The following is a 26495-nucleotide window of genomic DNA, read 5'->3' on the forward strand; positions in this document are numbered from 1 at the left end:
CGTCGCGGACCGGTACCCCGCGACCTCAAGACGCACCACCGGTGGGGTCCTTGATCGCGCTAGGCACGATTGCCGAACAAATCGAGCGTGATCGACCGCAGCCAGCGGTGGGCGGGATCGCGATGGTAGCGCTCGTGCCAATATTGCGCGATCTCGATCCGTGGCAATGCCACCGGCGTCTTGAACACGGTCATTCCGAGCGGCTCGGCGATGATCGCGGCCAGATTCGCGGGCAAGGTCGCGACACCATCGGTCTGCGAGGCCACGATCGCGCCTGCGATGAAGCTCGGCACCTGCAACAGGATGTTGGCGCGGGCGATCGCTCCCGTCAGCACGCGCTGCGTCTCGAGATGAGCCGCATGGCCGGTCTCGGACGCCGTGATCAGGATATGCTTCTCATCGAGAAATCCCCGGCGCGTGCGCGCCGCTGCCGGTCTTGGATGGCCTCGCCTCACGACGCTGGCATAGCCATCCGAATAGAGCCGCTGGGAGCGAAGATGCCCCGCTGCACGCGGCAAGGCGCCGAGCGCGAGGTCCGCCTCTCCCGATTCGAGCTTGAGGGCGAAGTGCCGGGAGTCGAGCGGGATTGCGCGCACCTGAACGCGCGGAGCAAGTTCGGACAGGCGCGCGACCAGAGGCGGCAGGAACCGCACCATGCCGACGTCGGTCAGCAGCAGGCTGAAGGTCTTCTCGGATTTCCGCGGATCGAACGGCAACCGCTCCTGCCACAACCGGTCCGCCATTTCGAGCAAGGCGCGGATCTGAGCCGCCATCTCGACCGCGCGCGCCGTCGGCTGCACGCCGCTGCCGCGCCGCACGAACAGGGGATCGTCGAAACGCAGCCGCAATCTCGCCAGCAGCTTGCTGATCGCCGGCTGCGTGGTCTCGAGGCTCACGGCCGCGCGCGTGATGCTGCCCTCGCGGATCAGCGCATCGAGCACGCGCAGATCGCGAAAGTCGATCCCGGAATATTCCATTTTCGACATGTGAAACATTCCCTTCTGACTATGGATTGAGTTTCACCCTTTGCTATCCTGCAGTCAATCGAACGGCCGAACGGCCGAACGGCCACGCGGAGACGGAGGACGCCATGACCAAATTCGTGATCGAGTCTCACTTTCGCCTGCAGGAATGGGTGGCCGAGGAGAAGGGCTACTTCCGCGACGAAGGGCTCGACTACGAATTTCGCGAGCTGATCCGCTCGACCGAGGGCCAGCATCACAACAAGGTCAATGAGGGCGCCTTCCAGAGCATCGAGAAAGGGCGCAAGGCCGACGTCAGCTGCGCCTGCCACTGGACCGTCAACGTCGCCGCCTCGAACGGCCACGCCAAGCTCTATGCCGACGTCTATTCGGTCGCGCCTTCGGGCATCTTCGTTCCGGCGGATTCGAAGATCCGCACACCTGCCGATCTCGCCGGCGTGCCGATCTCGGTCGGCTTCCAGTCAGGCAGTCATTATTCGGCGATCCAGGCGCTCGAACCGTATCTGGCGCCTGGCCAGATCAACCTGACCTTCGAGGACGGCATGCTGTTCCGCCGGATGGAGCTGCTGTTCGACGGCAAGAGCGAGGCAGCCTCGCTGTTCAACGGCCCCTATTATTTCGCCGAGCAGCTCGGCTACCGCAAGATCATCGACACCACGTTCATGATCGCGTCCATGATCAATGGCGATCCGGCGCCCGAGGACATCAAGCGCTACTTCCGGGCGCTGAAGAAAGCCCAGCGCGACATCGACCTGCGTCCGGAGCTTTTCACGCGCTACTACAAGAACGAATTTCCGGATCGTTTCCACGCGGCCATGGACACCAGGCGCTGGGGGCCCGGCGAGCGGATCGTGTTCGAGCCCTATTCGCGCGAGATCTACGAGCAGTCGTTCGACTGGATCGAGAAGCACGGCATCTTCGAGGCCGGCACGATGGGCGACGGCGCTTACGACAAGGCGACGGTCGCATTCGGGAGGATTTGAGGGGCGGGCGAGGATATGCGCTCGCCCGGGGCTCGCTAGCAACGCGCTTCGCCGCGGCAGCCGCGGTGAAGGCCCCTCACCGCCCCCTTTGCCTGACCGACGGTCACGCTTGTCGTTTCATGCCGTCTTCACGATTGCCCCGATCAACGGCAATCGTCGTCGTCGCGATCGCACGGGCGGCCGCCGTCATGGTCGTCCGCATCACGACCAAGTCCTGTCTCCGGCGTGAACGAAACGCCCCGGAGCGCTTCGGCGAAGCGCGCGGTGCGCACCGTGGTGAACGTCTCGCCCGCAGGCAGCGCAGTCGCGGCAAGCTTGTCCTTGATCACGACAAGCCTGTTCGGATCAGCGCCCTGGTCGCCGCCGCCACTCACAGTGGAGGTGATCGCCCAGATCGATGCCGTGCCGTCGGGATTGACGCGTCCGATGATGTTACGCAGTCCATCGGTTGCGGGCGACCACGGCAGGCCGGTCGCAGCATTGTTGCCGGTCGGGTAGTCCCGCACGGTGTAGGGGATGCCGAGACCAAGTCCAGCCTGCAGCGTGTAGCTCAGCTTCCAGGTCTTGGCCGTGTCATCGAACACCCATTTCTGCAAGCCCGCTCCGGTCTGGGCTGCAGCGGCGGTGTAGGTGTTGGTCGCGGCGCTGAAAGTATTGGTGCCGTCGCCCTCGTCAGCCACATAGAGCGTCTTGGCATCTGCGAACCAAACGCCGAACGGGAACGAGGTCGCTGTCTTGGCGAGATTGGTCGGGAAACCCTTGAGCACGCACATGTTGTAGGGCGTGACGCCGAGCGTCTGAAGCTTCGAGGCATCATAGTAGATCGGCGTCGTCGGCAGCTTTGCCGATGCGCTGGGCAGACCGACGCCATTGGGGCATGCCAGCGGCTTGCCATTGGCGTCGAAGCCCGAGGTGTCGATGAAGTACACCGTGTTGATGCCGTTGCCGCCGCTGCCTTTCGTCACATAGATCACGTCGTTGAACACGGTCAGGCCGCGGAAGTTGGTGTCCTTGCCAATCTTGTCCGCTTTCAGGCTCAACTGGGTAACATTGAAACTGCCGACCGGCGTCGGCAGGCCCGGATCAAGTTGGTTGACGAGCGGAGCCTTCGCAGCTGTCATAATCTGCGCGCCGGCACCGATGATTACGCCATTCGGCTGAGGATTGCTGCCGTTGCCGGCATTGCCTGTGGCATAGAACACGTTGGCGCCAGGCCGGTCGTTCAGAACAGCGGCGCGCCCGTTGTTGCCGCTATAGGCGTTGGTCTTGGTGAAGCGGAAACGGCCATGCTCGTCGACCGTCGCGATCACGCGCGAGAACGCCGATGTCACCGGGTTGGTCGAATCGACGACGTCCGGCGTATTGGAGTTGGATACGTCGACCGCGTCGATCGGAGCGAGGTAGCCCATAAACGATACGCTGTGGCGATCGATCGAGAGGTTCAGCCCGATTTCGGATTTCGACGGGAAACTCGTCACCATCTGGTCCCTGTTCGAGGTGACGCCGTGCTGACCGCTGTTCGGCACTTCCAGCGACTGGACGCGATGGCCGTTCAGCCGCAGTTCGTCGAGCACGATCTTGGCCGTGATGCCAAAAGAGCTGTCGACCAGATCGTTGCTGAACACCATCGGATAGATGCCATCCGTGGTCGCCGCGGCGCAATTGGGCGCCACGCAGTTCGGCGGCAATTGGGTGACGCCAGCCGTGATGTTTGAAGCCTTGTTGTCATAGACCGCCTTGCTCAAGAGCAAATGGCCCGGGCGAAAATGAAAATCGTCCTGATCGGCCCGCGCCGGCATGCTGGCTAGCGCGGTAGACGCGAGCAAGGCAGACACCAACACAGTCCGCGGAAGCCCCACGAACGCGCGCAATCCTTTGGCAGCCATTGGCGTTTCCCAGTTTTATGATTTTCGCAAGACGGACAGCGCGGCCAAATCGCCGCTCGTTGTGCACGCAGTCTGCGAGCGGACTGTTACAGGAATGCGAATGAGATGCGACGCGCCTCAGCTTCCGCTCACGGCACTTGAGTCGCCGTTGTGGGCGACGAGCATCGCACGTCTCGCTTCACGCAAGATAGCCGGACACACCGTCCCACAGCAGCTTCATCGCCGTCACGACCAGCAAGCCATAGCAGGCCCGATAGATCTGCTGCTGTTCGAGCCTGCCGTGCAGTCGCCAACCGAGCCACACGCCCGAGGGAATGGCGAGCAGGCACACCGCCATCACGATCCAGACATTGCCGGCCGGCCGCACCAGCAGCAGCCACGGCATCGCCTTGGTGGCGTTGCCGACGGTGAAGAACAGACTTGTCGTCCCTGCGTAGACTTCCTTGCTGAGGCCAAGCGGCAGCAGATACATCGCCAGCGGCGGTCCGCCGGAATGCGCGACCATGGTGGTGACACCCGAGGCGAGCCCGGCCGCGACCGCCTTCGGCGTCGAACGCGGACGAATGGTGACCTTCGGATCGCTCACGAACCACAGGCCGACGAAGACCAGCGTGACGACCGCCATCACGATCGCAACCGCACGGTGGTCGAGCACGCGGAACAGGAGATAACCAAGCGCAATGCCGACCACGAGCCCGGGCAACAGCAGCACGAGATCGGGCTTCGACCAGGTCGAGGGCTTCCAGTAGCGCAACGCGAACAGGTCCATCGCGATGAACAGCGGCGCGAGCAGGCCGCCGGCCGTCACCGGGTCCATCACGAACGACAGCAGCGGAATGCCAACAATGGAGAAGCCGCCGCCGAACGCGCCCTTCATGAAGCAGATCAGGAACACGCCGGCGAAGGCGATGATGATAGTCGAGACCGTCAACTCCATTTGCGCGTCTCCAATTCCCTCGTGCGCGAGTCCGGCGCTATCGTCCGGTTGGTGCGCTCAGTCCGCCCGCGACCCTGGATGCGAACTGTCCTTGCTCTCAAAAAAAGCGCCGGGCAGCGCTGAGGGCACTCCAAAGGTCAATCCAAGGAACGCCAGAAACAGATCGAAATAGCTGAGGTGCATTGTCGTTGCTCCACTTTCACCGAGCACATTCGGTGCAAGTTTCTCTTTAACTCAACAATGATCCGATCTATCTATCGGTACAATCCAAATATTGTACTCGGTTCAATTTAGATTGCCTCGCATACCGTCTCGGCCACGATGTCAGCCGCAAACCGGCGAGGATCCCAGCGCGAGCTGCACTGCCCTGCATGCCAGCCGGTGCGGAACGCCGTTCCGATTGCGGACGCCATGTCCCTCGCTGACCTGCCCCGATCCGATCACTTCGACGGTTGCGGTGGCTCCGGCCACGAGTTCGCTCCGCTCGGCGGGGTCGAGAGCGATCCGCACCGGGACACATTGCGCCAGGCGCATCGCGACAACTCGCAAACCCCTGGACTAAGCGGCGGCCCGGCCGGGACCGTTTGCGACACCGTGTCGGAGCTCGATCGCCTTGACGGAGTTTTCGAATGCCGTCTTGAGGACGCTTCGACCGATCGTCCCGAGCACGAGGCCGAGGATCCATCCCTTAAGGTTCTTCCCCTCGCGCACGACGACGACGTCGATATCCGTCATGCCATCGATGCGGCGACGGAAGGTGTCGGTGTGGCCCGAGGCGCCGCCCCAGACGTTGGAATCAGTCGTGGTGAGGACGACGCGGTTGGGGTTGGACCAGTCGTAATGCAGCCGCTCCCAAATGCCGCGCGATCCCTCCGTCACGTCGGCGTCGGTGAGACCGAGATGATGCAGCTCGAGATCCTCATCGGCGCTGTTGCCGAACAATTTCTGACGGCCCGGACCGAAGTCGATCAGCCGGGCAATGTACTGCGAGGGCGTCAGGGTGGTGGTTCGATGTAGGCGGATCGTGGACATCTGGGGCTCCCGGAATTCAGTTCGAGGCTGCATTCACATTGCGGATGAGCAGGCTGTCCCCGGTTCGGCTGACTTCCAGTGCGCCTGCCTGGGTCGGCGTCGAGAGCACGACGCGTTGACCGGGCGTCAGCACCGACACGAAGCGGACCGGCGTTCCGGTCTCGCCCTGCGCGAGCGTCGTGACGACGCGGAATCCATCGGGCTGGACCGTGTAATAGGTGACGCCGGACAGTTCGCCGAGCCGGACGCTTCGCCCTTCGATCGGCTTCAGATCGCTGGCGTGGGCAGCACCCAGTGATGCGACGGTGAAAGCGGCTGCGAGAAGTGTGTTGCGGATCGACATCAGACCCTCCGTTGGCTTGGGCGGCGGGCGGGACGCCCGTCTGCTCCCTTGCCGCAGGACATGGGCCGGCTAAGATCATCGATCAAACAGATGGGGTCGATAATGGGTATCGATGCTGTCAATCTCAGCCGTATCGACCTGAATTTGCTCGTACATCTCGGGGCGCTTCTAACCGAGCGAAGCGTGACGCGGGCGGCGGCCCGCGTCGGCATCGGTCAATCGGCGATGAGCCATAACCTCGCGCGCCTGCGGGAGCTGTTCTCCGACGAGTTGTTGACCAGAGGCCCTGCCGGCATGCGCCTCACGCCGCGCGCGGCGATATTGTTCGAGCCGGTGCAGGCCATGCTGGCGCAGGTCGAGGCACTGGTGTCACGCGAGCGGGCGTTCGATCCGGCAACGGCGGTGCGAACGTTCAGGTTCGGATTGCCGGACAGCATGGAGATCCTGTTCATGCCGTCGCTGCTCGCGCGCATGCGCGAGATCGCGCCTGGCATTCACCTCCGGCTCTACAATTTTGACGCGTCGCGACTGCTTGACGACCTCGACTCCGACGAAATGGATATCGCCATCGGCTACGATGCCTTCCAGCAAGGGCAAGTCCACCACAAGCGCCGCAAGCTGTTCACCGAGAGCTATCTCTGCATGTTCAATGCCGAGAAGACGGGGATCACGGCCCCGATCTCGCTTGAAGACTATGTGCGGATCCCGCACGTGCTGACCAGCCTCAGGCCCGGGCGCAGCGTCCGCGGCATTGTAGATGAAGCATTGGACAAACTTGGGCTGACCCGCTCGATTGCCCTCACCACGCCACGCTTCCTGACGGTCCCGTCTTTGGTGGCGCGCGCACCCGTGATCGTCACCATTCAGTCGCGCCTGGCGCGCCGCTTCGCCGCCGAGCTCGGGCTCAGCCTCAGCCCCCTCCCCGTGGAGCTGCGTGAGGTCACGGTCTCATTGCTGTGGCATGCGTCCTATGATCACGATCCGGCCCACGCATGGCTGCGCGAACAGGTGGCACAGCTTGCCGCCGAGCTGTGAGCTCTTGCTCCCCTAGCAGCCGAGCCGATCGGCGACGCCGCCGAAATCCTTCGCCGCGATGTCCCATTGGCCCGTGGCTTCGAAATCGATCTTTTGCAGCGGACCGTATTCGGTCGGCCGTGCGACGAACGCGGTCTTCAGGCCGTATTTCTGCGCCGCCTTGAGGTCGTAATTGTGGGCTGCGACCATCATCACCTCTTCAGGTTTGAGGCACAGCAATCGCGCGGCGCCGAGATAGGTCTCGGGATCGGGCTTGTAATGCTCGAACAGCTCGGCCGACATGATGAGGTCCCACGGGAGACCAGCGAACTTCGCCATGTTGGTCAGCAGCGCGACATTGCCGTTCGACAGCGGCGAGATCACGAATTTCGTCTTCAGCCGCGTCAGGCCGGCGACGCTGTCGGGCCAGGGATGCAGGCGGTGCCAGCCCTTGGTGAGATGATCGAGATCGGCCTCGGTGAGGCCTTTGATCGCGAACTGCTCGACCAGCTTCTCCAGCGAGCGGCGATGCAGATCGTCGAGCATGACATAGCCGCGCTCGGGATGCTTGCGCACGTCGTCCATCGAGGCCGAGTACACGGCGCGCCAGCCGTCGACCAGAGCGGTCCAGTCGGTGCTGATGCCGCGGCCCTTCCCCCACCACATGAAGTCGGTGATCAGGCTGGTGCGCCAGTCGACGACGGTACCGAACACGTCGAAGACGAGAGCTTTAACGCCGGAGAGATCGGACATGTGCGCTTCCCCAAATGTTGTTTGTTCTTGGTCATTCCGGGATGCGCCGCGAGGCACAGCCCGGAATGAGGGTCGCGTGTCGTTGGCTTAGTCGAGGTGGAACTTGGCGAGCTCGCGGTGCTCGGCCTTGATGTAGCGCACGGTGCCGGTGACGGAGCGCATCACCACCGTCTCGGTCTCGATCACGCCGTCCTTGCGGAACTTGACGCCCGAGAGCAGCGAGCCCGTGGTGACGCCGGTGGCTGCGAACAGGCAGTCGCCGCGCGCCATGTCCTCGATGCCGTAGATCATCTTGGGATCGTTGACGCCCATCTTGGCGGCACGCTCGCGCTTCTCGTCGGAATCGAGGATCAGACGGCACTGCATCTGGCCGCCGATGCAACGCAGCGCCACGGCCGCAAGCACGCCTTCCGGCGCGCCGCCGGTGCCGAGATACATGTCGACGCCGGTGTTATCGGGATCGGCGCAGTGGATCACGCCGGCGACGTCGCCGTCGGTGATGAGGCGCACGGCAGCTCCCGTCGAGCGCACGCTCTCGATGATGCTGGCGTGGCGCGGACGATCGAGCACGAGGACGGTGATGCCGTCAGGCTGGACGCCCTTGGCCTTGGCGAGACGGCGGACGTTCTCGGCCGGCGTCGCGTCGAGCTCGACGACGCCCTTGGCGTAGCCGGGGCCGACCGCGAGCTTCTGCATGTAGACGTCGGGCGCGTGCAGCAGCGTGCCGCCGTCGGCCATCGCCATGGTGGCGATCGAACCCGGCATGTTCTTGGCGCACAGCGTGGTGCCTTCGAGCGGATCGACCGCGATATCGACTTCCGGACCGGCGTTCATGCCGACCTTCTCGCCGATGAAGAGCATCGGCGCCTCGTCGCGCTCGCCCTCGCCGATCACGATGGTGCCCTGGATCGGCAGCTTGTTCAGCTCGCGGCGCATGGCATCGACGGCTGCCTGGTCGGCGGCCTTCTCCTGCCCGTGCCCGCGCAGCCGCGCCGACGACACCGCCGCCCGCTCCGTCACGCGCACGATCTCCAGCGTGAGAATACGCTCGAGCAACGCTTGCGGCGGCACTGAAATATGGGTCGACATCGGCTCACTCCTTCGGAACGTTTGGGACGGAAATCTCCGTCCGCATCAACTCGTAACACCCACAGTTCGTTCGAACCGTGCGCTATTGTTTGAGCATGACCTTTCCGGAAAACCGCGTCACACTTTTCCGGGTCATACTCTAGTTCTTCTCGATCCTGATGACCTGCGGCCGTCCGCTGATCACCTTGTCCTTCTGCACGGCGGCGAGTGCGCGGCGCACCGCGTCCTCATGCGTGGCATAGGTGATCAGGATGACGGGCACGGGCACCGCCTTGCCATCGGCCGGAGCAGCGCCGCCATTGGGATGGCGCTGCACGATCGACTCGATCGAAATCTTCTGCTCTGCGAGCCGGGTCGCGATCGCAGCCGCGGTGCCCGGGAAATCGCGCGCCAGGAGGCGGATGTAATAGCCGCCCTCGTGCCGCTCCATCGGTGCCTTCTTGGTGTCGCGCAGTTGCGCGATCGGCCGGCCGAACGGATTGGCGCGGATCCCGCGCGCGACGTCGGCGATATCGGCGACGACGGCGGATGCGGTCGCAGCTCCGCCTGCACCGGGGCCGACCAGCGTGATCGGCGGAATGCCCTCGCCATCGATCGTGACCGCGTTGGTGACACCCATCACCTGTGCGATCGAAGAGGTTTTTGGAACCATGGTCGGATGCACGCGCTGCTCGATACCCTTGGCGGTGCGAACGGCAACACCGAGCAGCTTGAGCCGGTAACCGAGATCGTCAGCGGCGCGCAGATCTTCCGGCGCGATGGAGGAGATACCTTCGACATACACCGCGCTTTGAGCAACTTTCGTGCCGAAAGCGAGGCTGGCGAGAATGGCGAGCTTTTGCGCGGTGTCGTGGCCGTCGACGTCGAAGGACGGATTGGCCTCGGCATAGCCCAGCCGCTGCGCATCCTTGAGGCACTCGGCAAACGACAGGCCCTCCTGCTCCATCCGGGTCAGGATGTAATTGCAGGTGCCGTTGAGGATGCCGTAGACGCGATTGATGCCGGTTCCCGCAAGACCTTCGCGTAACGTCTTGATGACAGGGATCGCGGCGCCGACCGCTGCCTCGAAATTCAGCGCACCGCCATGCTTTTCGGCGGCTTTTGCCAGCTTCAGGCCGTGCTTGGCGAGCAACGCCTTGTTGGCGGTGACGACCGACTTGCCGGCATTCAACGCGGCTTCAACCGCCGAGAGCGCGGGATCGCCGGCGCCGCCCATCAGCTCGACAAAACAGTCGATGCCGGGATGCGTGGCGAGCGCCATCGGATCCTTCGCCCATTCGACTCCGCGCAGATCGATGCTGCGCTTCTTGGCCTTCGAGCGCGCGGTGACGGCGACGACGCGGATGCCGCGGCCGCTACGGCCCGCGAGCACGCGCGCCTGCGTTTCAATCAAACGGACAACTTCGGCGCCCACGGTGCCGAGCCCCGCTATGCCCACTTTCAGGGGTGCAACCATGATGCTTTAGTGAACCTGCAGAAGAGAATTAGCGCCGATTGGCGAGCGGAACGACGTTGTGCAACGTTTCGATGCCGCTTTCAAGGAAGCGGCGAACGCCGCGCGCGGCCTGCCTGATCCGTTGCTCGTTTTCCACCATGGCGATGCGGACATATCCTTCACCATGCTCGCCGAAGCCGACGCCGGGCGAGACCGCGACGCCGGATTTCTCTACCATCAGGGTCGCGAACTGCATGCTGCCGACGCTGCGGAACGCTTCCGGCAGCGGCACCCAGGCGAACATCGAGGCTTCCGGCGGCGGAATCTCCCAGCCGGCGCGGCCGAACGATTCCACCAGCGCGTCGCGGCGCTTGCGATAGATGTCGCGCATCTCCTTGATGCAGTCGTCAGGACCGTTCAGCGCCGCGGTCGCTGCGACCTGCACCGGCGTGAAGGCACCGTAGTCGAGATAGGATTTGACGCGGGCGAGTGCTGCGATCACGCGCTCGTTGCCGACCGCAAAGCCCATGCGCCAGCCGGCCATCGAATAGGTCTTCGACATCGAGGTGAACTCGACGGTGACGTCGATGGCGCCGGGCACCTGGAGCACCGAGGGCGGCGGGTTGTTCTCGTCGAAATAGACCTCGGCATAAGCGAGATCGGACAGGATCAGGATCTCGTGCTTCTTCGCGAAGGCGACGAGATCCTTGTAGAAGTCGAGGCTCGCGACATAGGCGGTCGGGTTCGAGGGATAGCAGACCACGAGCGCGAGCGGCTTGGGGATCGAATGCACGATCGCCCGCTCCACCGCCTCGAAGAATTCCGGCGTCGGCTCCGACGGCACCGAACGGATCACACCGCCCGCCATCAGGAAGCCGAAGGCGTGAATCGGGTAGCTTGGGTTCGGACAGAGGATGACGTCGCCCGGCGCGGTGATCGCCTGCGCCACGTTGGCGAAACCCTCCTTCGAGCCGAGCGTCGCCACGACCTGGGTATCGGGGTTGAGCTTCACGCCGAAGCGGCGCTCGTAATAGGCGGCCTGGGCGCGGCGCAGGCCGGGGATGCCGCGGGAGGCCGAGTAGCGGTCGGTGCGCGGCTTGCCCAGGGTCTCCTTGAGCTTCTCCAGCACATGCGGCGGGGCCGGCAGATCCGGGTTGCCCATGCCGAGATCGATGATATCGGCGCCGGCATTCCGCGCCGCCGCCTTGGCCCGGTTGACCTGTTCGAACACGTAAGGCGGAAGGCGGCGGATGCGGTAAAAATCGTCCATGGCTCTCTGGGCTCCGGGCAACCGGTCAGAACAGAATCGACGGGCGATGACGCCCCTTCGAGGAGATCTCGCCACGCACACGAAAATCGCTCAAAATCAAACACTTGAAGCAATTTTCAGTGACGAGGACTGAACTCCTTCGCCCTGACTCTCGGCTGAATTGAAGTCTTTTTAGCACGGTGTGGCGGGGGCGCCAGCGATTACCTTGCGCCCCGCGATGGTCGTCCCGTGACCAATTTGCGGTCCTTACTTGGCGTCCTTGGCGGCGACGGCCTGGCGGTCGCGGGCGGCCGCAAGCTCAGCCTCGATCTTGGCGCGCTGGTCGGGCGGGATGACCGCCTGGTCACGATCCGGCGGCAGATCGTGCACCGGCAGATAGGCACCGGGCTCCCTGGGATGCGCCGGCGTGTCGGCGGCCGACATATCCGCAAGCTGACTCGAACAGCCGCCCAGCGCGAGCGCCGCCATCAGCAGCGCGCAGGCAGCAAGCCGCGACTTTTGCAGGTCCCACAACGCAAACACCTGGGAATTCCCCTACTCGTCCCATGCGAGGCTGTGGGAGCTTAACCCAACAACCTGCCCAAGCTCAAACCATTGCTGCCCACAAATGGTACGAGCGAGAAATCATCCAAGGCCCACGCCCTGAGAGGTGCACTGCGATTGTGACAAAAGCAAGAAGCCTTGTCGCAGTGCAGCACATCTTCGCGCGTGTTTAACGCGAAACCAGCGAGCTTCGCGGTGACGAATACGGAATGAATCGCTACTGTCGCCTTCATGAGTACCGTCACGACCGACACGCCCAGATCCGGGACAAAATCTGAAACGAAGTTCGATGCGGAAGCCTTCGCGATGAATGTCGCGCGGGCCATGGAGAGCGGCGGCAAGGCGCTCGCCGCGTTTCTGAAGCCGCGCGAAACCGGCGAGGTGCAGGACCGTCCGCCGGCCGAGCTTACCGAAGTCGTCAAGACCTTCACGTCGGTCGCCGAATACTGGCTGTCGGACCAGTCGCGTGCGTCCGACCTCCAGACCAAGCTCGCCAAGGACTATCTCGATCTCTGGGGCGCGGCGGCACGGCGGATGGCCGGCCAGGAGGTTGAGCCCGCGATCGCGCCCTCGCCGCGCGACAAGCGATTTGCCGATCCGGAATGGAAGTCGAACCAGTTCTTCGATTTCATGATGCAGCTCTATCTGCTCACGACCAAATGGGCGCAGGAGCTGGTGCACGATGCCGAGGGGCTCGATCCGCAGACCCGGCGCAAGGCCGAGTTCTACATGCAGCAGGTCACCAACGCGGTCTCGCCGTCGAACTTCGTGCTGACCAATCCGGAAGTGCTGCGCGAAACGGTTGCAAGCAGCGGCGAGAACCTCGCGCGCGGCCTGACGATGCTGGCGGAGGATATCGCCGCCGGCAATGGTATGCTGAAGATCCGCCAGTCCAATCCGGACAACCTCGTCGTCGGCGTCAACATGGCGACGACGCCTGGCAAGGTGATCTACCAGAACGAGATGATGCAGCTGATCCAGTATTCTCCGACCACGGAGAAGGTGCTGCGCACGCCGCTGCTGATCATCCCGCCCTGGATCAACAAGTTCTACATCCTCGATCTCAAGCCGGAGAAATCCTACATCAAGTGGTGCGTCGATCAGGGCATTACGGTGTTCGTGATCTCATGGGTCAATCCCGACAAGAAGCTCGGTGCCAAGAGCTGGGAAGACTACATGAAGGAAGGCCCGCTCGCGGCGATGGACGTGATCGAGAAGGTCACCGGCGAGATGAAGGTCCACGCCGCCGGCTATTGCGTCGGCGGCACCATGCTCGCGACCACGCTGTCCTGGCTCGCCGAGAAGCGGCGCCAGCGCGTCACCTCGGCGACGTTCTTTGCCGCCCAGGTCGACTTCACCCATGCCGGCGATCTCCTGGTGTTCGTCGACGAGGAGCAGATCGCATCGCTCGAGAAGGACATGAAGGCGTCCGGCGTGCTCGAAGGCTCCAAGATGGCGATGGCCTTCAATATGCTGCGTTCCAACGACCTGATCTGGTCCTATGTGGTCAGCAACTATCTCAAGGGCCAGCAGCCGAGCGCGTTCGACCTGCTGCACTGGAATTCCGACGCGACGCGGATGACCCAGGCGAATCATTCCTATTATTTGCGCAACTGCTATCTGGAGAACCGGCTGTCGACCGGCAGCATGGTGCTCGACAACACCCTGCTCGACCTCTCCAAGGTCATGGTGCCCGTCTACAATCTCGCCACGCGCGAGGACCACATCGCGCCGGCGGAATCGGTGCTGTACGGCTCGCAGTTCTTCGGCGGGCCCGTGAAATACGTGCTGTCCGGGTCCGGCCACATCGCCGGCGTCGTCAATCCGCCGGCCTCAAACAAGTATCAGTACTGGACCAACGACAACATCAAGGACGTCAACGTCGCCCAGTGGATGAAGGGCGCGGTGGAGCACAAGGGCTCGTGGTGGCCGGACTGGCGCGAATGGCTGGGCGGGCTCGATCCGGAGGAAGTCCCTGCGCGCAGCGTCGGAAGCGAAGCGCTGCCGCCGATCGAGGACGCTCCCGGCAGCTATGTCAGGGTTCGCGCATAGCGGAATCTGCTGCGCTTGTATAAACTCACGACATCGATTTTGGAGGGGACCGGGTTATGACGCGTGAATTGTTCTGGCTGACGTGCACGGTGATCCTGACGGGGATCCTCTGGATTCCCTACACCATCAACCGCTGTCAGATTCGTGGGCTCGGTGGCGCGATGGCCAATCCCTCGCGTGCTGACAAGCCGCAATCGGAGTGGGCGAACCGCCTGATGTTCGCGCATGACAATGCGGTCGAGAACCTCGTGCTGTTCGCCCCGCTGGTGCTGATCCTGAACGCGATCGACTATTCCTCGAAATGGACGGTGCTCGCCTGCGTGGTCTATTTCTGGTCGCGCGTCGCGCATCTGATCGTCTATGCGCTCGGCGTCCCGGTGTTCCGCACGCTGGCCTTCACGGTCGGCTTCCTCGCGCAGGCAGTGCTGGCGCTGGCGATCTTCAAGCTGTTCTGAGGCAACCGAAGCGAGGGATTCCCGATGCGGACCCTATTGCCGGTCGTCGCGATGATCGCCCTCGCCGGATTTGGCGGCGAGGCGCGCGCAAGTACAATGCCCTGAATTGACCCGCCTCCGCAGCGAGGCCGTCGATGCCTCAAAGCCGATGACACGCGCCCTGGTGTCGGGACGCTGCAACGCCTATATCCGCGCCTCGCTCGCCTGGAGCGATTTGATCGCTTACGCAAGTGATCACCAGGAGATGTGCGACATTTCCGGCCCTGCGTTGAGCGCGTGGGAGAAATCGCAGCGCGAGGCTGTGGTAGCTCGCAACAACGTCTGCGCCGGCCGCCCCGTTCGGCCGTTTCCGCCGGACGTCATTCGGCCGTGAGTGAAAGTCAGCCGGCCGACTTGCGGACGACGAGATTGAGCATGTTTGCCGGCGTCTGATCAAAGCTCTGGATCACAGACGTCTCCGACGTCAGCGTGGTCCATGGACCCGCGCTGGCGTAGGTGGCTTCCAGCCATTCGGGCGATGCGTAGTTGTAGTAGCGCCCGAGACTGTCCCGGCCGTCGCCCTCGCCCATCTTGTAGCTGGCGTAGAACACGCCTGACGGCTTGAGCGCGCGATGAACCCGCTTCAGGATTCCGGCGAGTTCCTCGCGCGGGACGTGCAGCAGACAGGCGCTGGCCCAGACACCGTCATAGGCCTGTTGCGCGTCCAGTTGGTCGAACCGCATCGCTTCGACGGGATGACCGAGTCGTTGCGACGCGATCTCCGCCATCTCCGGCGAGCCGTCGGTCGCGCGCAGCGAAAAACCTTCCGCCAGCATCACGGCTGCATGATTGCCGGCGCCGCAACCGAGTTCCAGGATCGCGCCACCGGGCGGCAGCAAAGCGAGGAAGCCCTTGAGCCGTGTCGACGGCGCCTTCGCCCAATCCGCGTAGGACTGGGCGTTCTGCCGATAGAATTGCAGGGTGGTCTCATCCACGGCGTCACTCGCTCCGGAAGGCTCCAGCACGCCTCCCTACTCCGCCGGCCGCCTGCCATCAACCGTAGCTGTTGCAGAAAGATAACACCGCGGCAAAAACAACCCGGCGCGGCAGATTGCCTGTACAGGTTGTCACCCATCCACAGCCATATTCACGCATCGCAATTGATCGATTCGGAACAGACATGAATTGGAAGATGATTTTCGCGCTCGGCGCGGTTTCGCTTGCCACCGTCGCGACGCAAGCCAACGCTGCCGATCTCGCCGCCCGCCCCTACACCAAGGCGCCGCCGATGATCGCCGCGGTCTACAATTGGAGCGGCTTCTACATCGGCGCTAACGGCGGCTATGGCACGTCGCGCAATTGCTGGAACCAGACCGCTGGTTTCGCCCCCGGCGTCAACGAAGGCTGCCACGATGCGACGGGCGCCGTCGCCGGCGGCCAGATCGGCTATCGCTGGCAGAGCAGCGCCTTCGTGTTCGGCCTCGAGGCTCAGGGCGACTGGGCGGACCTCTCGGGCCGGAATACCAGCACCGTGTTCGGTGTCGCGAACCGCACCCACATCGATGCCTTCGGCCTGTTCACCGGCCAGGTGGGCTACGCCTGGAACAATGCGCTGCTCTATGTGAAGGGCGGCGCCGCGGTCACCAGCAATCAATACCGCGGCATCGGTACGGGCGGCTTGGCCGGGGCCGAGTTCGATCGCGCTAACGACACCCGCTGGGGCGGTACGGTCGGCGTCGGCTTCGAATACGGCTTTGCCCAGAACTGGTCGGTCGGCCTCGAATACGACCACCTGTTCATGGGTCGGCACGACGTCACGCTCACGGCCAATGGCGTGCTGGCGCCGGCGGTGCCTGCCGGTGCGTTCTCGCGCACTGATAGCATCCGTCAGGACGTCGACCTGATCACGGCCCGCATCAACTACCGCTTCGGCGGCCCGGTCATTGCGAAGTACTGAGATCTCGTGTCCCGGACGCGCGAAGCGCGAGCCGGGACCAGAGCTAAGGGCAATGCAAACGTGGGCCCCGGCTCTGCAGCGCATCACTCAAGAAGTGCTGCGCTGCGTCCGGGGCACGAGCGTGCCCTACTCCTCCGGCAGGCCCAGCATCAGCCGCATGTTCTGCACGGCTGCGCCCGAGGCGCCCTTGCCGAGATTGTCCAGCCGCGCGACCAGCACCGCCTGATGGTACTTGTCGCTGGCGAAGACATAGAGCTCGAGCATATTGGTCTCGTTGAGGGCCTCCGGTTCGATCCGGCCGCCCTTGGACGCTTCATTCTGCAGCGGCATCGCCGAGACGTATTTTGAACCCGCGTAACGTTTGGCGAGCGCCGCCTGCAAATCCGCGCCGCTCGGCTTGCCCGGCAGCGTGTCGAGCTGGAGCGGGATCGAGACCAGCATGCCCTGCCGGTAATTGCCGACCGAGGGAATGAAGATCGGCCGCCGCGTCAGGTTCGAATAGAGCTGCAGCTCCGGCAGATGCTTGTGCTCGAAACCGAGGCCATAGAGCTCGAACGACGGCGCGCTGCCCTCTTCAAAGCTCGCGATCATCGACTTGCCGCCGCCGGAATAGCCGCTCACCGCGTTGACGCTGATGGGATAGTCGGGCGGCAACAGGCCGGCATCGACGATCGGCCGCAGCAGCGCGATGCCGCCGGTCGGATAGCAGCCGGGATTGGAGACCTTCGTCGCGGCCTTGATCTTGCCGGCCTGGTCCGGTGCCAGCTCCGCAAAACCGTAGGCCCAGTCGGGCGCGACCCGGTAGGCGGTCGAGGCGTCCAGCACCTTAGGGCCCGAAGGGCCCATGCTGTCGATCAGCGCGACCGTCTCCCTGGCAGCATCATCAGGCAGGCAGAGGATGACGAGATCCACTTCCTCCATCAGTGCCTTCTTGGCCGCGGGATCCTTGCGCCTGTCGTCGGCGATGGTCTTCACCACGACGTCGCTCTGCAGCTTGAGCCGCTCATTGATGCCGAGGCCGGTCGTGCCTGAGCCGCCATCGACGAAGACGGTGGCGGGCTTCTTGGCGGCACCCGACTTCGGGGCGTTCTGGGTATCAACGAGGCTCATGATACGCTCCTTTCGAGCTTGTTCGTGTCGTGTCCGAAAACTTGCGGCCTGGCCCGCCGCATCAACTGTGAAATCTGCTTCGCGTCGGCATCGCCCTCGCCGAGCGCAGTCGCGATCGCCGCATGGTCGGCGTCCGATTTGTGCTGGTTGAGCTTGAAGCTGCCTTCGACCTCTTCAACCGTCATGACCAGACCCACGATCGCCTTCTTCAACGTCTCGAACCGGCCTGCCGTCATCTTGCCCGAAGTCCACGGCGTCTTCGGCAACAGCCAGCTCTCGAACTTGTCGCTGAGCGTGTCGATCTGCACCGCCAGCTCGTCGTCCGACAACAGCCGCACGGGGCCGCTCAGATGCACCGACTGGTAGAGCCAGGTCGGCACTTGGTCCGGCGAGACGTACCAGTCGGGCGATACATAGGCATCGGGGCCATTGATCGCGAGCAGCCAGGACGTCGCGCCGTCCGCAAGCTTTACCAGCGGATTGTGACGGGCGACATGAAAGGCCGCCTGCGGCGTGCCGTCGGCGGCGTAGGTCAAATAGAACGGCAGCGGCGATGCGACCGGCTTATGGCCGTCGAAGGCGCACATGGTGCCGAAACCGCGGTCGCCTGCGAATTTCAGGCTCGCGGCGCGGTCCGGCTTGAAAAAGGGTGGCGTGTACATCGTGGTCTCCTGCTGGCTCCTTGGGGGGCCGCCGGATCAGATCGCGCTGACAGGAGAGAGAATGCCGCGGATCGGGTCCAGCGGCAAAGACGATGATCTCAAACGCGATCGACCGCCCAAACCGCTAAAGAGCGGCGGCGGCGACGGGCGAACAGGATGGTCGCAGCGTTGATCATGGCGCGCGGCTATAAGGCCGGATCTGGTTCCCGTCAAGTTTCTCGGCGTCAGATGATGCGCCAGAGCCATTCCATGATCTTTGCGATCACATCGCCGAACAGCAGCAGCGCGGCCGACCAGACCAGCGCGGAGACGAAATTGGCGGCCTGAAAGCTCCAATACGGCATTTCGAAAATGCCCGCCGCGAGCGGCACGGAGGCGCGCAAGGGGCCGAAGAAGCGGCCGATGAAGATGCTGGGCACGCCCCAGCTCCGCACGAAGGCCTCGCCCTTGGGCAGGATTTCCGGATAGCGCGAAAGCGGCCACATCTGCGCGACCTGCTCCTTGTAGCGGTAGCCGAACCAGTAGGAGACCCAGTCGCCGAGGGCAGCACCAATCGCTCCCGCAATCCAGATCGGATAGAAGCTGATGCCGCTCGCCCCGATCAGCGCGCCGATGGCGACCAGCGCGCCCCAGGCCGGGATCAACAGCGAGATGAAGGCCAGCGATTCCCCGAACGCCAACAGGAACACGATCGGAGCAGCCCAGGCCTGGTGAAGGCGCACGAAATCGGCCAGCGCGTGCGCGTACTGCTCCATTCCAGAATAGCCTTCCCGCCCCGCCTCGAGGTCCTGCCAGATGGAAAAGACTGGTAAGCCAAGGACTTGTGTGACATCAAGTCACAAAACCCGGCTCGGGTGGACCGGGGCGTCAAATTGCCGGCACTTGGTTAGCTTGCGGCGTAAATTCGCCGGGATTAGCTACCACCCCACGGCGCCCGGGCTGCCCTGCGGTAACCTTTCGAGGCCAGAAGTGGCATAGTCAGGCCAACCGATTCGCCGCCCTCGCGGCCCTCAAAACGCATCAAGATATATGTCCAAGCAGTTGAAAACAAAAAGCAAAGACGATTTGTTCGACGGCAGCGAGCCGAAGGGGCGCACCGCCGCGAAGGCAACCCCGCGCGGAACTGGCGGGGAAGCCGACTACACCGCAGCCGACATCGAGGTGCTCGAAGGCCTGGAACCGGTGCGGCGTCGGCCCGGCATGTATATCGGCGGCACCGACGAGAAGGCGCTGCATCACCTCTTCGCCGAAGTCATCGACAACTCGATGGACGAGGCGCTGGCCGGGCACGCGACCTTCATCGGCGTCGAGCTTTCCGCGGACGGCTTCCTCACCGTCACCGACAACGGCCGCGGCATCCCGATCGATCCGCATCCGAAGTTCCCCAAGAAGTCGGCGCTTGAAGTCATCATGTGCACGCTGCATTCGGGCGGCAAGTTCGACTCGAAAGTCTACGAGACCTCGGGCGGTCTGCACGGCGTCGGCATCTCCGTGGTGAACGCACTCTCCTCGCGGCTCGAGGTCGAAGTCGCGCGCAGCCAGAAACTCTACCGCATGACATTCGAGCGCGGGCACCCGAAGGGCAAGCTCGAGGATCTCGGCAAGATCAACAACCGCCGCGGCACGCGCGTGCGTTTCAAGCCCGACACCGACATCTTCGGCGCCAAGGCCGCGTTCAAGCCGCAGCGCCTGTTCAAGATGACGCGCTCGAAGGCCTATCTGTTCGGCGGCGTCGAGATCCGCTGGAACTGTGCGCCCGAACTGCTCAAGGGCGTCGAAGATGTTCCGCCGGAAGCGACCTTCCGCTTCCCCGGCGGCCTGAAGGACTATCTGGCGGCGGCGATCCACGCCGACACGCTGGTGCATCCCGACATCTTCTCCGGCAAGTCGGGCCGCAACGGCGCGCACGGCGCCTGCGAATGGGCCGTGGCCTGGACCGCGGATGCCGATGGCTTCCTCTCCTCCTACACCAACACCGTGCCGACGCCCGACGGCGGTACGCACGAATCCGGCCTGCGCAGCGCGCTGTTGCGCGGCCTGAAAGATCACGCCGAGCGCGTTGGCCAGGGCAAGCGAGCCTCGTCCATCACCTCGGAAGACGTGATGGTGGGTGCCGCCGTGATGCTGTCAGTGTTCGTGCGCGAGCCTGAATTCCAGGGCCAGACCAAGGATCGTCTCGCCACCGCAGAGGCGCAGCGCATCGTCGAACAGGCGATGAAGGATCCGTTCGACCATTGGCTGTCGGGCAATCCGAACATGGCCAACCGGCTGCTCGACTTCGTGATCGACCGCGCCGAGGAGCGGCTGCGCCGTCGCCAGGAAAAGGAAACCGCGCGGAAAACCGCGGGCAAGAAGTTGCGCCTGCCCGGCAAGCTCGCCGATTGCAGCGATGCGGGCCTGGACGGCTCAGAACTCTTCATCGTCGAGGGTGACTCGGCCGGCGGCAGCGCCAAGCAGGCGCGCGATCGCAAGACCCAGGCCGTGCTGCCGTTGCGCGGCAAGATCCTCAACGTCGCCTCCGCCGGCAAGGACAAGCTGACGGCGAACACCCAACTCGCCGACCTGGTGCAGGCGATCGGCTGCGGCATGCTCGCGCAGTATCGTGAAGAAGATTTGCGCTATCAGCGCATCATCATCATGACCGACGCCGACGTCGACGGCGCCCACATCGCGTCGCTGCTGATCACGTTCTTCTACCGGCAGATGCCGCGGCTGATCGACGAGGGACATCTCTTCCTCGCCGTGCCGCCGCTCTACAAGCTGACGCATGGATCCAAGTCGATCTACGCACGCGACGACGCGCACAAGGAAGCGCTGATCAAAAGCGAGTTCAACGCCAACGCCAAGGTCGAGGTGAACCGCTTCAAAGGCCTCGGCGAGATGATGCCGGCGCAGCTCAAGGAGACCACCATGGATCCGGCCAAGCGGACCATGCTGAAAGTCGTCCTGCTCGCCGACGATCGCGACACCACGGCGGATTCGGTGGAGCGCCTGATGGGCACCAAGGCCGAAGCGCGCTTCGCATTCATCTCCGACAAGGCAGAGTTCGCGAGCGAGGAGCTGCTCGACGTCTAATGCGGCGATTCCCGTTGAAAACCCCGGCCCGAGGCCGGGGCTTTTTCATTTGGGAGGACAATTGAGCCCTCTACGGACGATTCATCCGCAACATTTCGCGTCTCCAACGCGCGACTCGGCCAACGACTCACGTGGCCGGTCGGCAAGCCCAGGGCCGAGGCAGGATTGCCTCCGTTTCGGACAAAGGCGCTTTCCTAACGAAAACTTACCCGAACCGAAGACCCGACGCCCCAAATAACGCATTGAAATTGCGTTGTTTTTCGCACATCTGGCGACGACGCCTCAAAATCCTGCCGGCGGCGTTTTCCGGCGACTGTGCCTGCCCTGCAACAGCATTTCGGCGAGAACCGTCTATAGTCCGGGCATCAGATCACACGGACTTCAGTGCGCTCGCGCCTGCTACGGACCAAGGTTGGGGATTTTATCATGAAGAAGATTGTACTCGCACTGACAGCGGTTGCGGCCATGACCGGTTCGGCTTCGGCGGCTGACCTTGCGGCCCGTCCCTACGTCAAGGCCCCGGTGGTTGCGCCGGTCGCCAGCTGGACCGGCTTCTACATCTTCGGCGGTGGCGGCGGTGGTCTCTCGAACTCCGATCAGTCCATCCAGTCGACCGTCGGCGCGGTTCCGCTGACCATCACCCAACGTCAGGGTGGTTCGGGTTGGTTCGGCACCGTTGGTCTCGGCTACGACTGGCAGTTCAGCGGCACCTGGGTCGCCGGCGTGTTCGCTGACGGTCAGTTCGGCAGCATCCGCTCCACCGTGCAGGATCCGCTCCTCGGCTACACCGGCAATCAGAAGCTGGAAGACTCTTGGGCCGCTGGCGTGCGCCTCGGCTGGCTGGTCGCTCCGAACGTTCTCTCCTATGTCAACGGCGGTTACTCTGGCGCCCACTTCGGAAGCACCGGCTTCACGACCCTGGCTGGCGGTCCGACTGGCGTGCACCTCAGCGGCTACAACCGCAACGGCTTCTTCGTCGGCGGCGGTGTCGAGAACAGCCTGAACTTCTTCGGCATCTCCTCGCCCGGCTGGTTCATGAAGACTGAATATCGCTCGGCCTTCTACAACGCCAAGACCCGGGATGAGCTCTCCGACGTCACCAACCTGCCGACGGGCGTCAACAGCATCCGCGCCAACAGCTGGAACCAGACGATCTCGACCTCGCTGGTCTATCGCTTCAACTGGACCGGCCCGGTCGTCGCCAAGTACTGAGCTGAAAAGCACTGATCTGAACTCAACTTCAGACGTCAAAGCCCCGGCATCGCCGGGGCTTTTTCGTTTGGCCGCAACACCCGACGGTCGTCGCCTCCAGCCATCCGCATCAGGGATCGCTACACCGCGCGCCTCGCGTTACGCAGTCGCCGGGCCTGACAACCTTGCGCATGGACATGCGTCCTCCCCGCGGCCTTGCGTCCGCGGCCATTGTATCTGAACCGAAGCTACGGCTAGTCTGGAGGGAAGTTTTCGTGACCGGCGGAGATCGGTGATGCCGGCGGTCGCGACAGAATCAGACCGACAGGGAGGAATGCATGCGCAGATTTCTGCTTGTAGCAGGCCTGTTTGCCCTCGCTGTCGGGCTGCTCTGGATCGGACAGGGCACGGGCACCGTCGCCTGGCCCAGATCGAGCTTCATGGTCAACCAGCTGCAATGGGCCGGCTATGGCGCGGCCATGGCAGGCTTCGGGCTGGTGTTGATCTGGCAAAGCAACCAATAGAAGAAACCAGGAAGTGAAAGCATGACATCCAACCGGTTCGATCTCCGCGGCAAGGTCGCGATCGTCACAGGAGGCAATGGCGGCATCGGACTCGGCCTCGCCCATGGGCTTGCCGACGCCGGCGCCGATATTGCCGTGGTCGGACGCAACGAAACCAAGTCGGCCGCAGCGGTTACCGATCTCAAAGCGCGCGGCGTGAAGGCGATTGCTGTCACCACCGACGTGACCGACAAGGCGGCGATCGCCGCGATGGTCGAGCGTGTCGTCAAGGATCTTGGCCGCATCGACATCCTCATCAACAATGCCGGGATGAGCATCCGCAAGCCGCCGCACGAGCTCGAGCTCGACGAGTGGAATACGGTGATCAATACCAACCTCACCAGCGCCTTTCTGTGCTCCAAGCTCGCCTATCCGGCGCTGAAGGCGTCGGGCAACGGCAAGGTGATCAACATCGGCTCGATGATGTCGATCTTCGGCGCGAGCTTTGCGACCGCCTATGCGGCGAGCAAGGGCGGCATCGTGCAGTACACGCGCGCCTGCGCCAATGCCTGGGCGCCCGACAACATCCAGGTCAATGCCATCCTGCCGGGTTGGATCGACACCGATCTCACCCGCGGGGCGCGGCAACAGGTGTCGGGCCTGCACGAGCGCGTGCTGGCGCGTACGCCTGCGGGGCGGTGGGGCGATATCGACGACTTCGCCGGCATCGCTGTGTTCCTTGCCTCGCCCGCCTCGAACTTCGTCACGGGCACCGCGATCCCCGTCGACGGCGGCTTCTCGGTGATGGCGTAAGGCGCTATCGCATCGCCCCAAAAAAAAGCCCCGGCCGAAGCCGGGGCTTTGAATTTTTGGCAGTGATCGTTTCTTGTCTTCCTAGTCGTCCGTTGCGTCGAACTTCGTTGCTCAGTAGCGGGCGATGACCGGGGCGTCGAACTTGTAGCTGGCGCGGACGACGGCCCACTGGATGTCACGCGGCTTGGCATCGAACGTGTAATTGCCCGAGGTGCCACCGAGCTGATAGGTCTGGCTGCCGAAGGCCGCGTAATTGTACTCGAGGCCGACGATCCAGTTGCGGGTGATGCCGTATTCCCAACCGGCGCCCACGGTCCAACCATTGGCCCAGTGAGTCTGACCGCCGTTGCCCGTCGCCGGGCCGACCGTGTCGGTTACCGACAGGCGGTTGTTGACGCCGGCATAGCCGCCCTTGATGTAGAACAGGTTGTTCTGAACAGCGAAGCCGGCGCGGCCGACGATGGTCGCAAGCACGTTCGCACGCCAGGTGAACACGTCGTCGCCCGCGCCGAACGCGGTGTTCACGACGGTGCCCTTGTTGTTGAGGCCGGAGATCGTGCCTTCCATGCCGAACACGTAGTTGTTGGCCTGCCAGTTATAGCCGATCTGGGCGCCGCCCATGATGCCGGTACCACGCTGACGATAGCCCTGGCCCGGCGTCAGATCGCCGAACGGCGCGCCGACGCCATTGTTGATGAACTGCTCGTTGGTCCAGGCGCCACCGATGTGGCCGCCGACATAGAAGCCGGTCCAGTTGAACAGGGGCTCCATATAAGCGGGTGCCTTCGTGTAGGGACGCGCGGCGAGATCGGCGGCGGAAGCAGCGCCGGTCGAAACCAGAGCGGTCGTGCAGGCGAAGGCAGCAATCAATTTGTTACGCATGGTACACCCCGTGTCCTTTGATGGGCGCACGCTCACACGCAGTTCTTACTCAAATTTGAATCAAGAGAGTTAAGACGCCGGATTGGCAAATTGCGGTCTTTGAATCCGCGTGCGCTGTTGCGCGAACGCAACGCAAGGCGCGCAATTTAACGCGACATTATCCCTACCAAATCCCTGTGTTACGACGCTGGCGCAGTCTTCGAATGCACATGCTCGGGCCGCACACCAAGCGCGAGGAATCGCGCCGGAATCCCCTGAAGCCACGGCAGTGCGGAGATCAAGCGCAGCAGCAGCGGCACCTTGAGCGGACGATTGCTGCCCTGCAGCGCGCCGCTGATGATGTGGTTCTGCACGATCACCTGCATCCCCTGCGTCATCTTCACCGGGAACTCGCGGCGGCGCCGCACGGCATCGAGCTCATCCTCCGATGGACAGCCGCGCGCCAGTCTGTCCGCGAGCAGGTTTGCTGTCGCGACCGCATCCTGCACGGCAAGATTGACGCCGACGCCGCCGATCGGCGACATCGCATGCGCGGCGTCGCCGATGCAGAGCAATCCGGGCCGCGTCCAGCGGCTCAGGCGATTGATCGCGACCGTCAGCAATTTGACGTCGTCAAAGCTCTTCACGTCGGCAATTCCCTGCCTGAGGACCGGCGCCATGCGCACGACGTCGTCGAGCAGTGCCTGCAATCCCCTCGCCTTCACCGCATCATACTGTCCCTTGGCGATGACATAGGCGCATTGCCAGTAATCGCCGCGGTCGAACGTCACCATCATCTTGCCGGGCTCGATCCGCGCGAACAAATTCTCGGTCTCGTCGGGAGTCCGGCCGGCACGGAACCACAGCACGTCCATCGGCGCACCGATTTCCTCGACCTCGAGGCCCGCGCGCTCGCGCACAATGGAATGCCGGCCGTCGCAGGCGATGGTGAGGTCGGCCTCGATGTCAACGATGCCATCCGGCGTCTCTGCGCGCACGCCGGCGATGGTCTCGCCGCGGTGGATCAGGTCGACCGCTTCCGTGCTCATCATCACCTTCAGCGAGGCGAAGCGTTGACCTTCCTCGCGCAGGAAGTTCAGAAAATCCCATTGCGGCATGAAGGCGATGAAGGGGTACTTCGTATCAAGCCGAGCGAGATCGGCGATCCGAACCGGCGTGCCGCCGAACAGGCCGTCCATCTTCTGCAAGCGCTGATGCGGCAGCTTCAAAAATCCGTCGATCAGTCCGAGCTCGTCCATCACCTGGAGCGTCGATGGATGCACGGTGTCGCCGCGAAAGTCGCGGAAGAAATCGGCGTGCTTCTCCAGCACCACGACATCGATTCCGGCGCGCCCCAGGAGATAGCCGAGCATCATGCCCGCCGGCCCGCCGCCGACGATGCAACACCGGACTCTCACGGAGTGACGCACGGTGTGCCGAGGCGTATCTGTTTCAACCATCAGATCCTCGCTTACGACTTTAGTCCGCTGTGCGGTGCAACAAGCCCGAATTGGTTTGCCGCGAGAGCGAATGGTCCGTAGCGTTGCTGACAAGTTCGATTGATTTAAG

Annotated in this window: 27 protein-coding genes and 1 pseudogene; 10 read left to right on the forward strand and 18 right to left on the reverse strand. The window is 63.5% G+C overall.

What is annotated here, in order from left to right:
* Positions 1-59: 59 nt before the first annotated feature.
* Entirely contained in the window at positions 60-986 is a 927-nt protein-coding gene (locus FXB40_RS25860; protein ID WP_187437140.1) for a LysR family transcriptional regulator, read from the reverse strand.
* A 104-nt stretch (positions 987-1090) separates the two neighbouring features.
* Between FXB40_RS25860 and FXB40_RS25865 the strand changes: the two genes are divergently transcribed.
* Positions 1091-1966 carry an ABC transporter substrate-binding protein gene (locus FXB40_RS25865; RefSeq protein ID WP_148774976.1) on the forward strand — a complete coding sequence of 292 codons (876 nt, stop codon included), beginning with the start codon at positions 1091-1093 and terminating at the stop codon, positions 1964-1966.
* A gap of 143 nt (positions 1967-2109) precedes the next feature.
* Here FXB40_RS25865 and FXB40_RS25870 read toward each other — a convergent pair whose 3' ends face one another.
* The 5 genes and pseudogenes from FXB40_RS25870 to FXB40_RS25890 form a co-directional block, all read right to left on the reverse strand.
* Positions 2110-3801, reverse strand: a complete 1692-nt coding sequence (locus tag FXB40_RS25870; protein ID WP_210352186.1) for a hypothetical protein — start codon at positions 3799-3801, stop codon at positions 2110-2112.
* 229 nt (positions 3802-4030) lie between these two features.
* Complete coding sequence (locus FXB40_RS25875; protein WP_148774978.1) at positions 4031-4789, reverse strand: sulfite exporter TauE/SafE family protein; 759 nt, start codon at positions 4787-4789, stop codon at positions 4031-4033.
* Positions 4790-5113: 324 nt separating this feature from the next.
* A pseudogene (locus FXB40_RS50485) lies at positions 5114-5323 on the reverse strand (efflux transporter periplasmic adaptor subunit); the annotation flags it as partial.
* 24 nt (positions 5324-5347) lie between these two features.
* Positions 5348-5821 (reverse strand): hypothetical protein, encoded by a 474-nt coding sequence (locus tag FXB40_RS25885; protein ID WP_148774979.1) that lies wholly within the window; start codon positions 5819-5821, stop codon positions 5348-5350.
* A gap of 16 nt (positions 5822-5837) precedes the next feature.
* A complete protein-coding gene (locus FXB40_RS25890; protein ID WP_148774980.1) occupies positions 5838-6164 on the reverse strand; it encodes a hypothetical protein in 327 nt (108 codons plus the stop codon).
* A gap of 102 nt (positions 6165-6266) precedes the next feature.
* Between FXB40_RS25890 and FXB40_RS25895 the strand changes: the two genes are divergently transcribed.
* Positions 6267-7199, forward strand: coding sequence for a LysR family transcriptional regulator (locus FXB40_RS25895; RefSeq protein ID WP_148775012.1), 933 nt, complete (start codon positions 6267-6269; stop codon positions 7197-7199).
* Positions 7200-7211: 12 nt separating this feature from the next.
* Here the strand turns inward: FXB40_RS25895 and FXB40_RS25900 are convergent, their stop codons facing one another.
* The 6 genes from FXB40_RS25900 to FXB40_RS48125 form a co-directional block, all read right to left on the reverse strand.
* Positions 7212-7931 (reverse strand): haloacid dehalogenase type II, encoded by a 720-nt coding sequence (locus FXB40_RS25900; protein WP_148774981.1) that lies wholly within the window; start codon positions 7929-7931, stop codon positions 7212-7214.
* 87 nt (positions 7932-8018) lie between these two features.
* Entirely contained in the window at positions 8019-9020 is a 1002-nt protein-coding gene (gene glpX / locus FXB40_RS25905; RefSeq protein WP_148774982.1) for a class II fructose-bisphosphatase, read from the reverse strand.
* Between the two features lie 139 nt (positions 9021-9159).
* Positions 9160-10476: a homoserine dehydrogenase gene (locus FXB40_RS25910; RefSeq protein WP_148774983.1), complete on the reverse strand. Its 1317-nt coding sequence runs from the start codon at positions 10474-10476 to the stop codon at positions 9160-9162.
* A gap of 28 nt (positions 10477-10504) precedes the next feature.
* Complete coding sequence (locus FXB40_RS25915) at positions 10505-11725, reverse strand: LL-diaminopimelate aminotransferase (protein WP_148774984.1); 1221 nt, start codon at positions 11723-11725, stop codon at positions 10505-10507.
* Between the two features lie 246 nt (positions 11726-11971).
* Positions 11972-12247: a hypothetical protein gene (locus tag FXB40_RS25920; RefSeq protein WP_148774985.1), complete on the reverse strand. Its 276-nt coding sequence runs from the start codon at positions 12245-12247 to the stop codon at positions 11972-11974.
* Positions 12248-12288: 41 nt separating this feature from the next.
* The gene (locus FXB40_RS48125) at positions 12289-12609 is read right to left on the reverse strand and encodes a hypothetical protein (protein ID WP_210352187.1); all 321 of its coding nucleotides are present in this window, start codon (positions 12607-12609) and stop codon (positions 12289-12291) included.
* On the opposite strand from FXB40_RS48125, the gene FXB40_RS25925 reads away from it, so the two are divergent.
* The 3 genes from FXB40_RS25925 to FXB40_RS25935 all read left to right on the forward strand — a co-directional run bounded on the left by FXB40_RS25925 (position 12500) and on the right by FXB40_RS25935 (position 15148).
* Positions 12500-14320 (forward strand): PHA/PHB synthase family protein, encoded by a 1821-nt coding sequence (locus FXB40_RS25925; protein ID WP_148774986.1) that lies wholly within the window; start codon positions 12500-12502, stop codon positions 14318-14320. The genes FXB40_RS48125 and FXB40_RS25925 overlap by 110 nt on opposite strands.
* Before the next feature lie 56 nt (positions 14321-14376).
* Positions 14377-14775: an MAPEG family protein gene (locus FXB40_RS25930; protein WP_148774987.1), complete on the forward strand. Its 399-nt coding sequence runs from the start codon at positions 14377-14379 to the stop codon at positions 14773-14775.
* Between the two features lie 106 nt (positions 14776-14881).
* On the forward strand, positions 14882-15148 hold the full coding sequence (locus FXB40_RS25935) for a hypothetical protein (RefSeq protein WP_148774988.1): 267 nt from the start codon (positions 14882-14884) through the stop codon (positions 15146-15148).
* A gap of 7 nt (positions 15149-15155) precedes the next feature.
* Here FXB40_RS25935 and FXB40_RS25940 read toward each other — a convergent pair whose 3' ends face one another.
* A complete protein-coding gene (locus tag FXB40_RS25940) occupies positions 15156-15749 on the reverse strand; it encodes a class I SAM-dependent methyltransferase (protein ID WP_148774989.1) in 594 nt (197 codons plus the stop codon).
* A gap of 185 nt (positions 15750-15934) precedes the next feature.
* Between FXB40_RS25940 and FXB40_RS25945 the strand changes: the two genes are divergently transcribed.
* Positions 15935-16711 carry an outer membrane protein gene (locus FXB40_RS25945; RefSeq protein WP_148774990.1) on the forward strand — a complete coding sequence of 259 codons (777 nt, stop codon included), beginning with the start codon at positions 15935-15937 and terminating at the stop codon, positions 16709-16711.
* A 126-nt stretch (positions 16712-16837) separates the two neighbouring features.
* Here FXB40_RS25945 and argC read toward each other — a convergent pair whose 3' ends face one another.
* The 3 genes from argC to FXB40_RS25960 all read right to left on the reverse strand — a co-directional run bounded on the left by argC (position 16838) and on the right by FXB40_RS25960 (position 19238).
* Positions 16838-17821, reverse strand: coding sequence for an N-acetyl-gamma-glutamyl-phosphate reductase (gene argC, locus FXB40_RS25950; RefSeq protein WP_148774991.1), 984 nt, complete (start codon positions 17819-17821; stop codon positions 16838-16840).
* Positions 17818-18483 carry an FMN-binding negative transcriptional regulator gene (locus FXB40_RS25955; RefSeq protein ID WP_148774992.1) on the reverse strand — a complete coding sequence of 222 codons (666 nt, stop codon included), beginning with the start codon at positions 18481-18483 and terminating at the stop codon, positions 17818-17820. The genes argC and FXB40_RS25955 overlap by 4 nt, the downstream gene beginning before the upstream one ends.
* 224 nt (positions 18484-18707) lie before the next feature.
* The gene (locus tag FXB40_RS25960; RefSeq protein WP_148774993.1) at positions 18708-19238 is read right to left on the reverse strand and encodes a DedA family protein; all 531 of its coding nucleotides are present in this window, start codon (positions 19236-19238) and stop codon (positions 18708-18710) included.
* A 274-nt stretch (positions 19239-19512) separates the two neighbouring features.
* Between FXB40_RS25960 and parE the strand changes: the two genes are divergently transcribed.
* From parE to FXB40_RS25980, 4 genes are all read left to right on the forward strand, one after another.
* Positions 19513-21558: a DNA topoisomerase IV subunit B gene (parE, locus tag FXB40_RS25965; protein WP_148774994.1), complete on the forward strand. Its 2046-nt coding sequence runs from the start codon at positions 19513-19515 to the stop codon at positions 21556-21558.
* A 426-nt stretch (positions 21559-21984) separates the two neighbouring features.
* Positions 21985-22770: an outer membrane protein gene (locus tag FXB40_RS25970; protein ID WP_187437141.1), complete on the forward strand. Its 786-nt coding sequence runs from the start codon at positions 21985-21987 to the stop codon at positions 22768-22770.
* Between the two features lie 317 nt (positions 22771-23087).
* On the forward strand, positions 23088-23273 hold the full coding sequence (locus FXB40_RS25975) for a hypothetical protein (RefSeq protein ID WP_007591540.1): 186 nt from the start codon (positions 23088-23090) through the stop codon (positions 23271-23273).
* A gap of 21 nt (positions 23274-23294) precedes the next feature.
* Positions 23295-24065, forward strand: coding sequence for an SDR family NAD(P)-dependent oxidoreductase (locus FXB40_RS25980; protein ID WP_148774996.1), 771 nt, complete (start codon positions 23295-23297; stop codon positions 24063-24065).
* Positions 24066-24176: 111 nt separating this feature from the next.
* On the opposite strand, the gene FXB40_RS25985 is transcribed toward FXB40_RS25980, so the two are convergent.
* On the reverse strand, positions 24177-24947 hold the full coding sequence (locus FXB40_RS25985) for an outer membrane protein (protein WP_148774997.1): 771 nt from the start codon (positions 24945-24947) through the stop codon (positions 24177-24179).
* 179 nt (positions 24948-25126) lie between these two features.
* Positions 25127-26386: an FAD-dependent oxidoreductase gene (locus tag FXB40_RS25990; protein ID WP_148774998.1), complete on the reverse strand. Its 1260-nt coding sequence runs from the start codon at positions 26384-26386 to the stop codon at positions 25127-25129.
* Positions 26387-26495 lie beyond the last annotated feature (109 nt).

The organism is Bradyrhizobium rifense (assembly GCF_008123425.1).
In the GTDB taxonomy this organism is placed as follows: Bacteria; Pseudomonadota; Alphaproteobacteria; order Rhizobiales; family Xanthobacteraceae; genus Bradyrhizobium; species Bradyrhizobium rifense.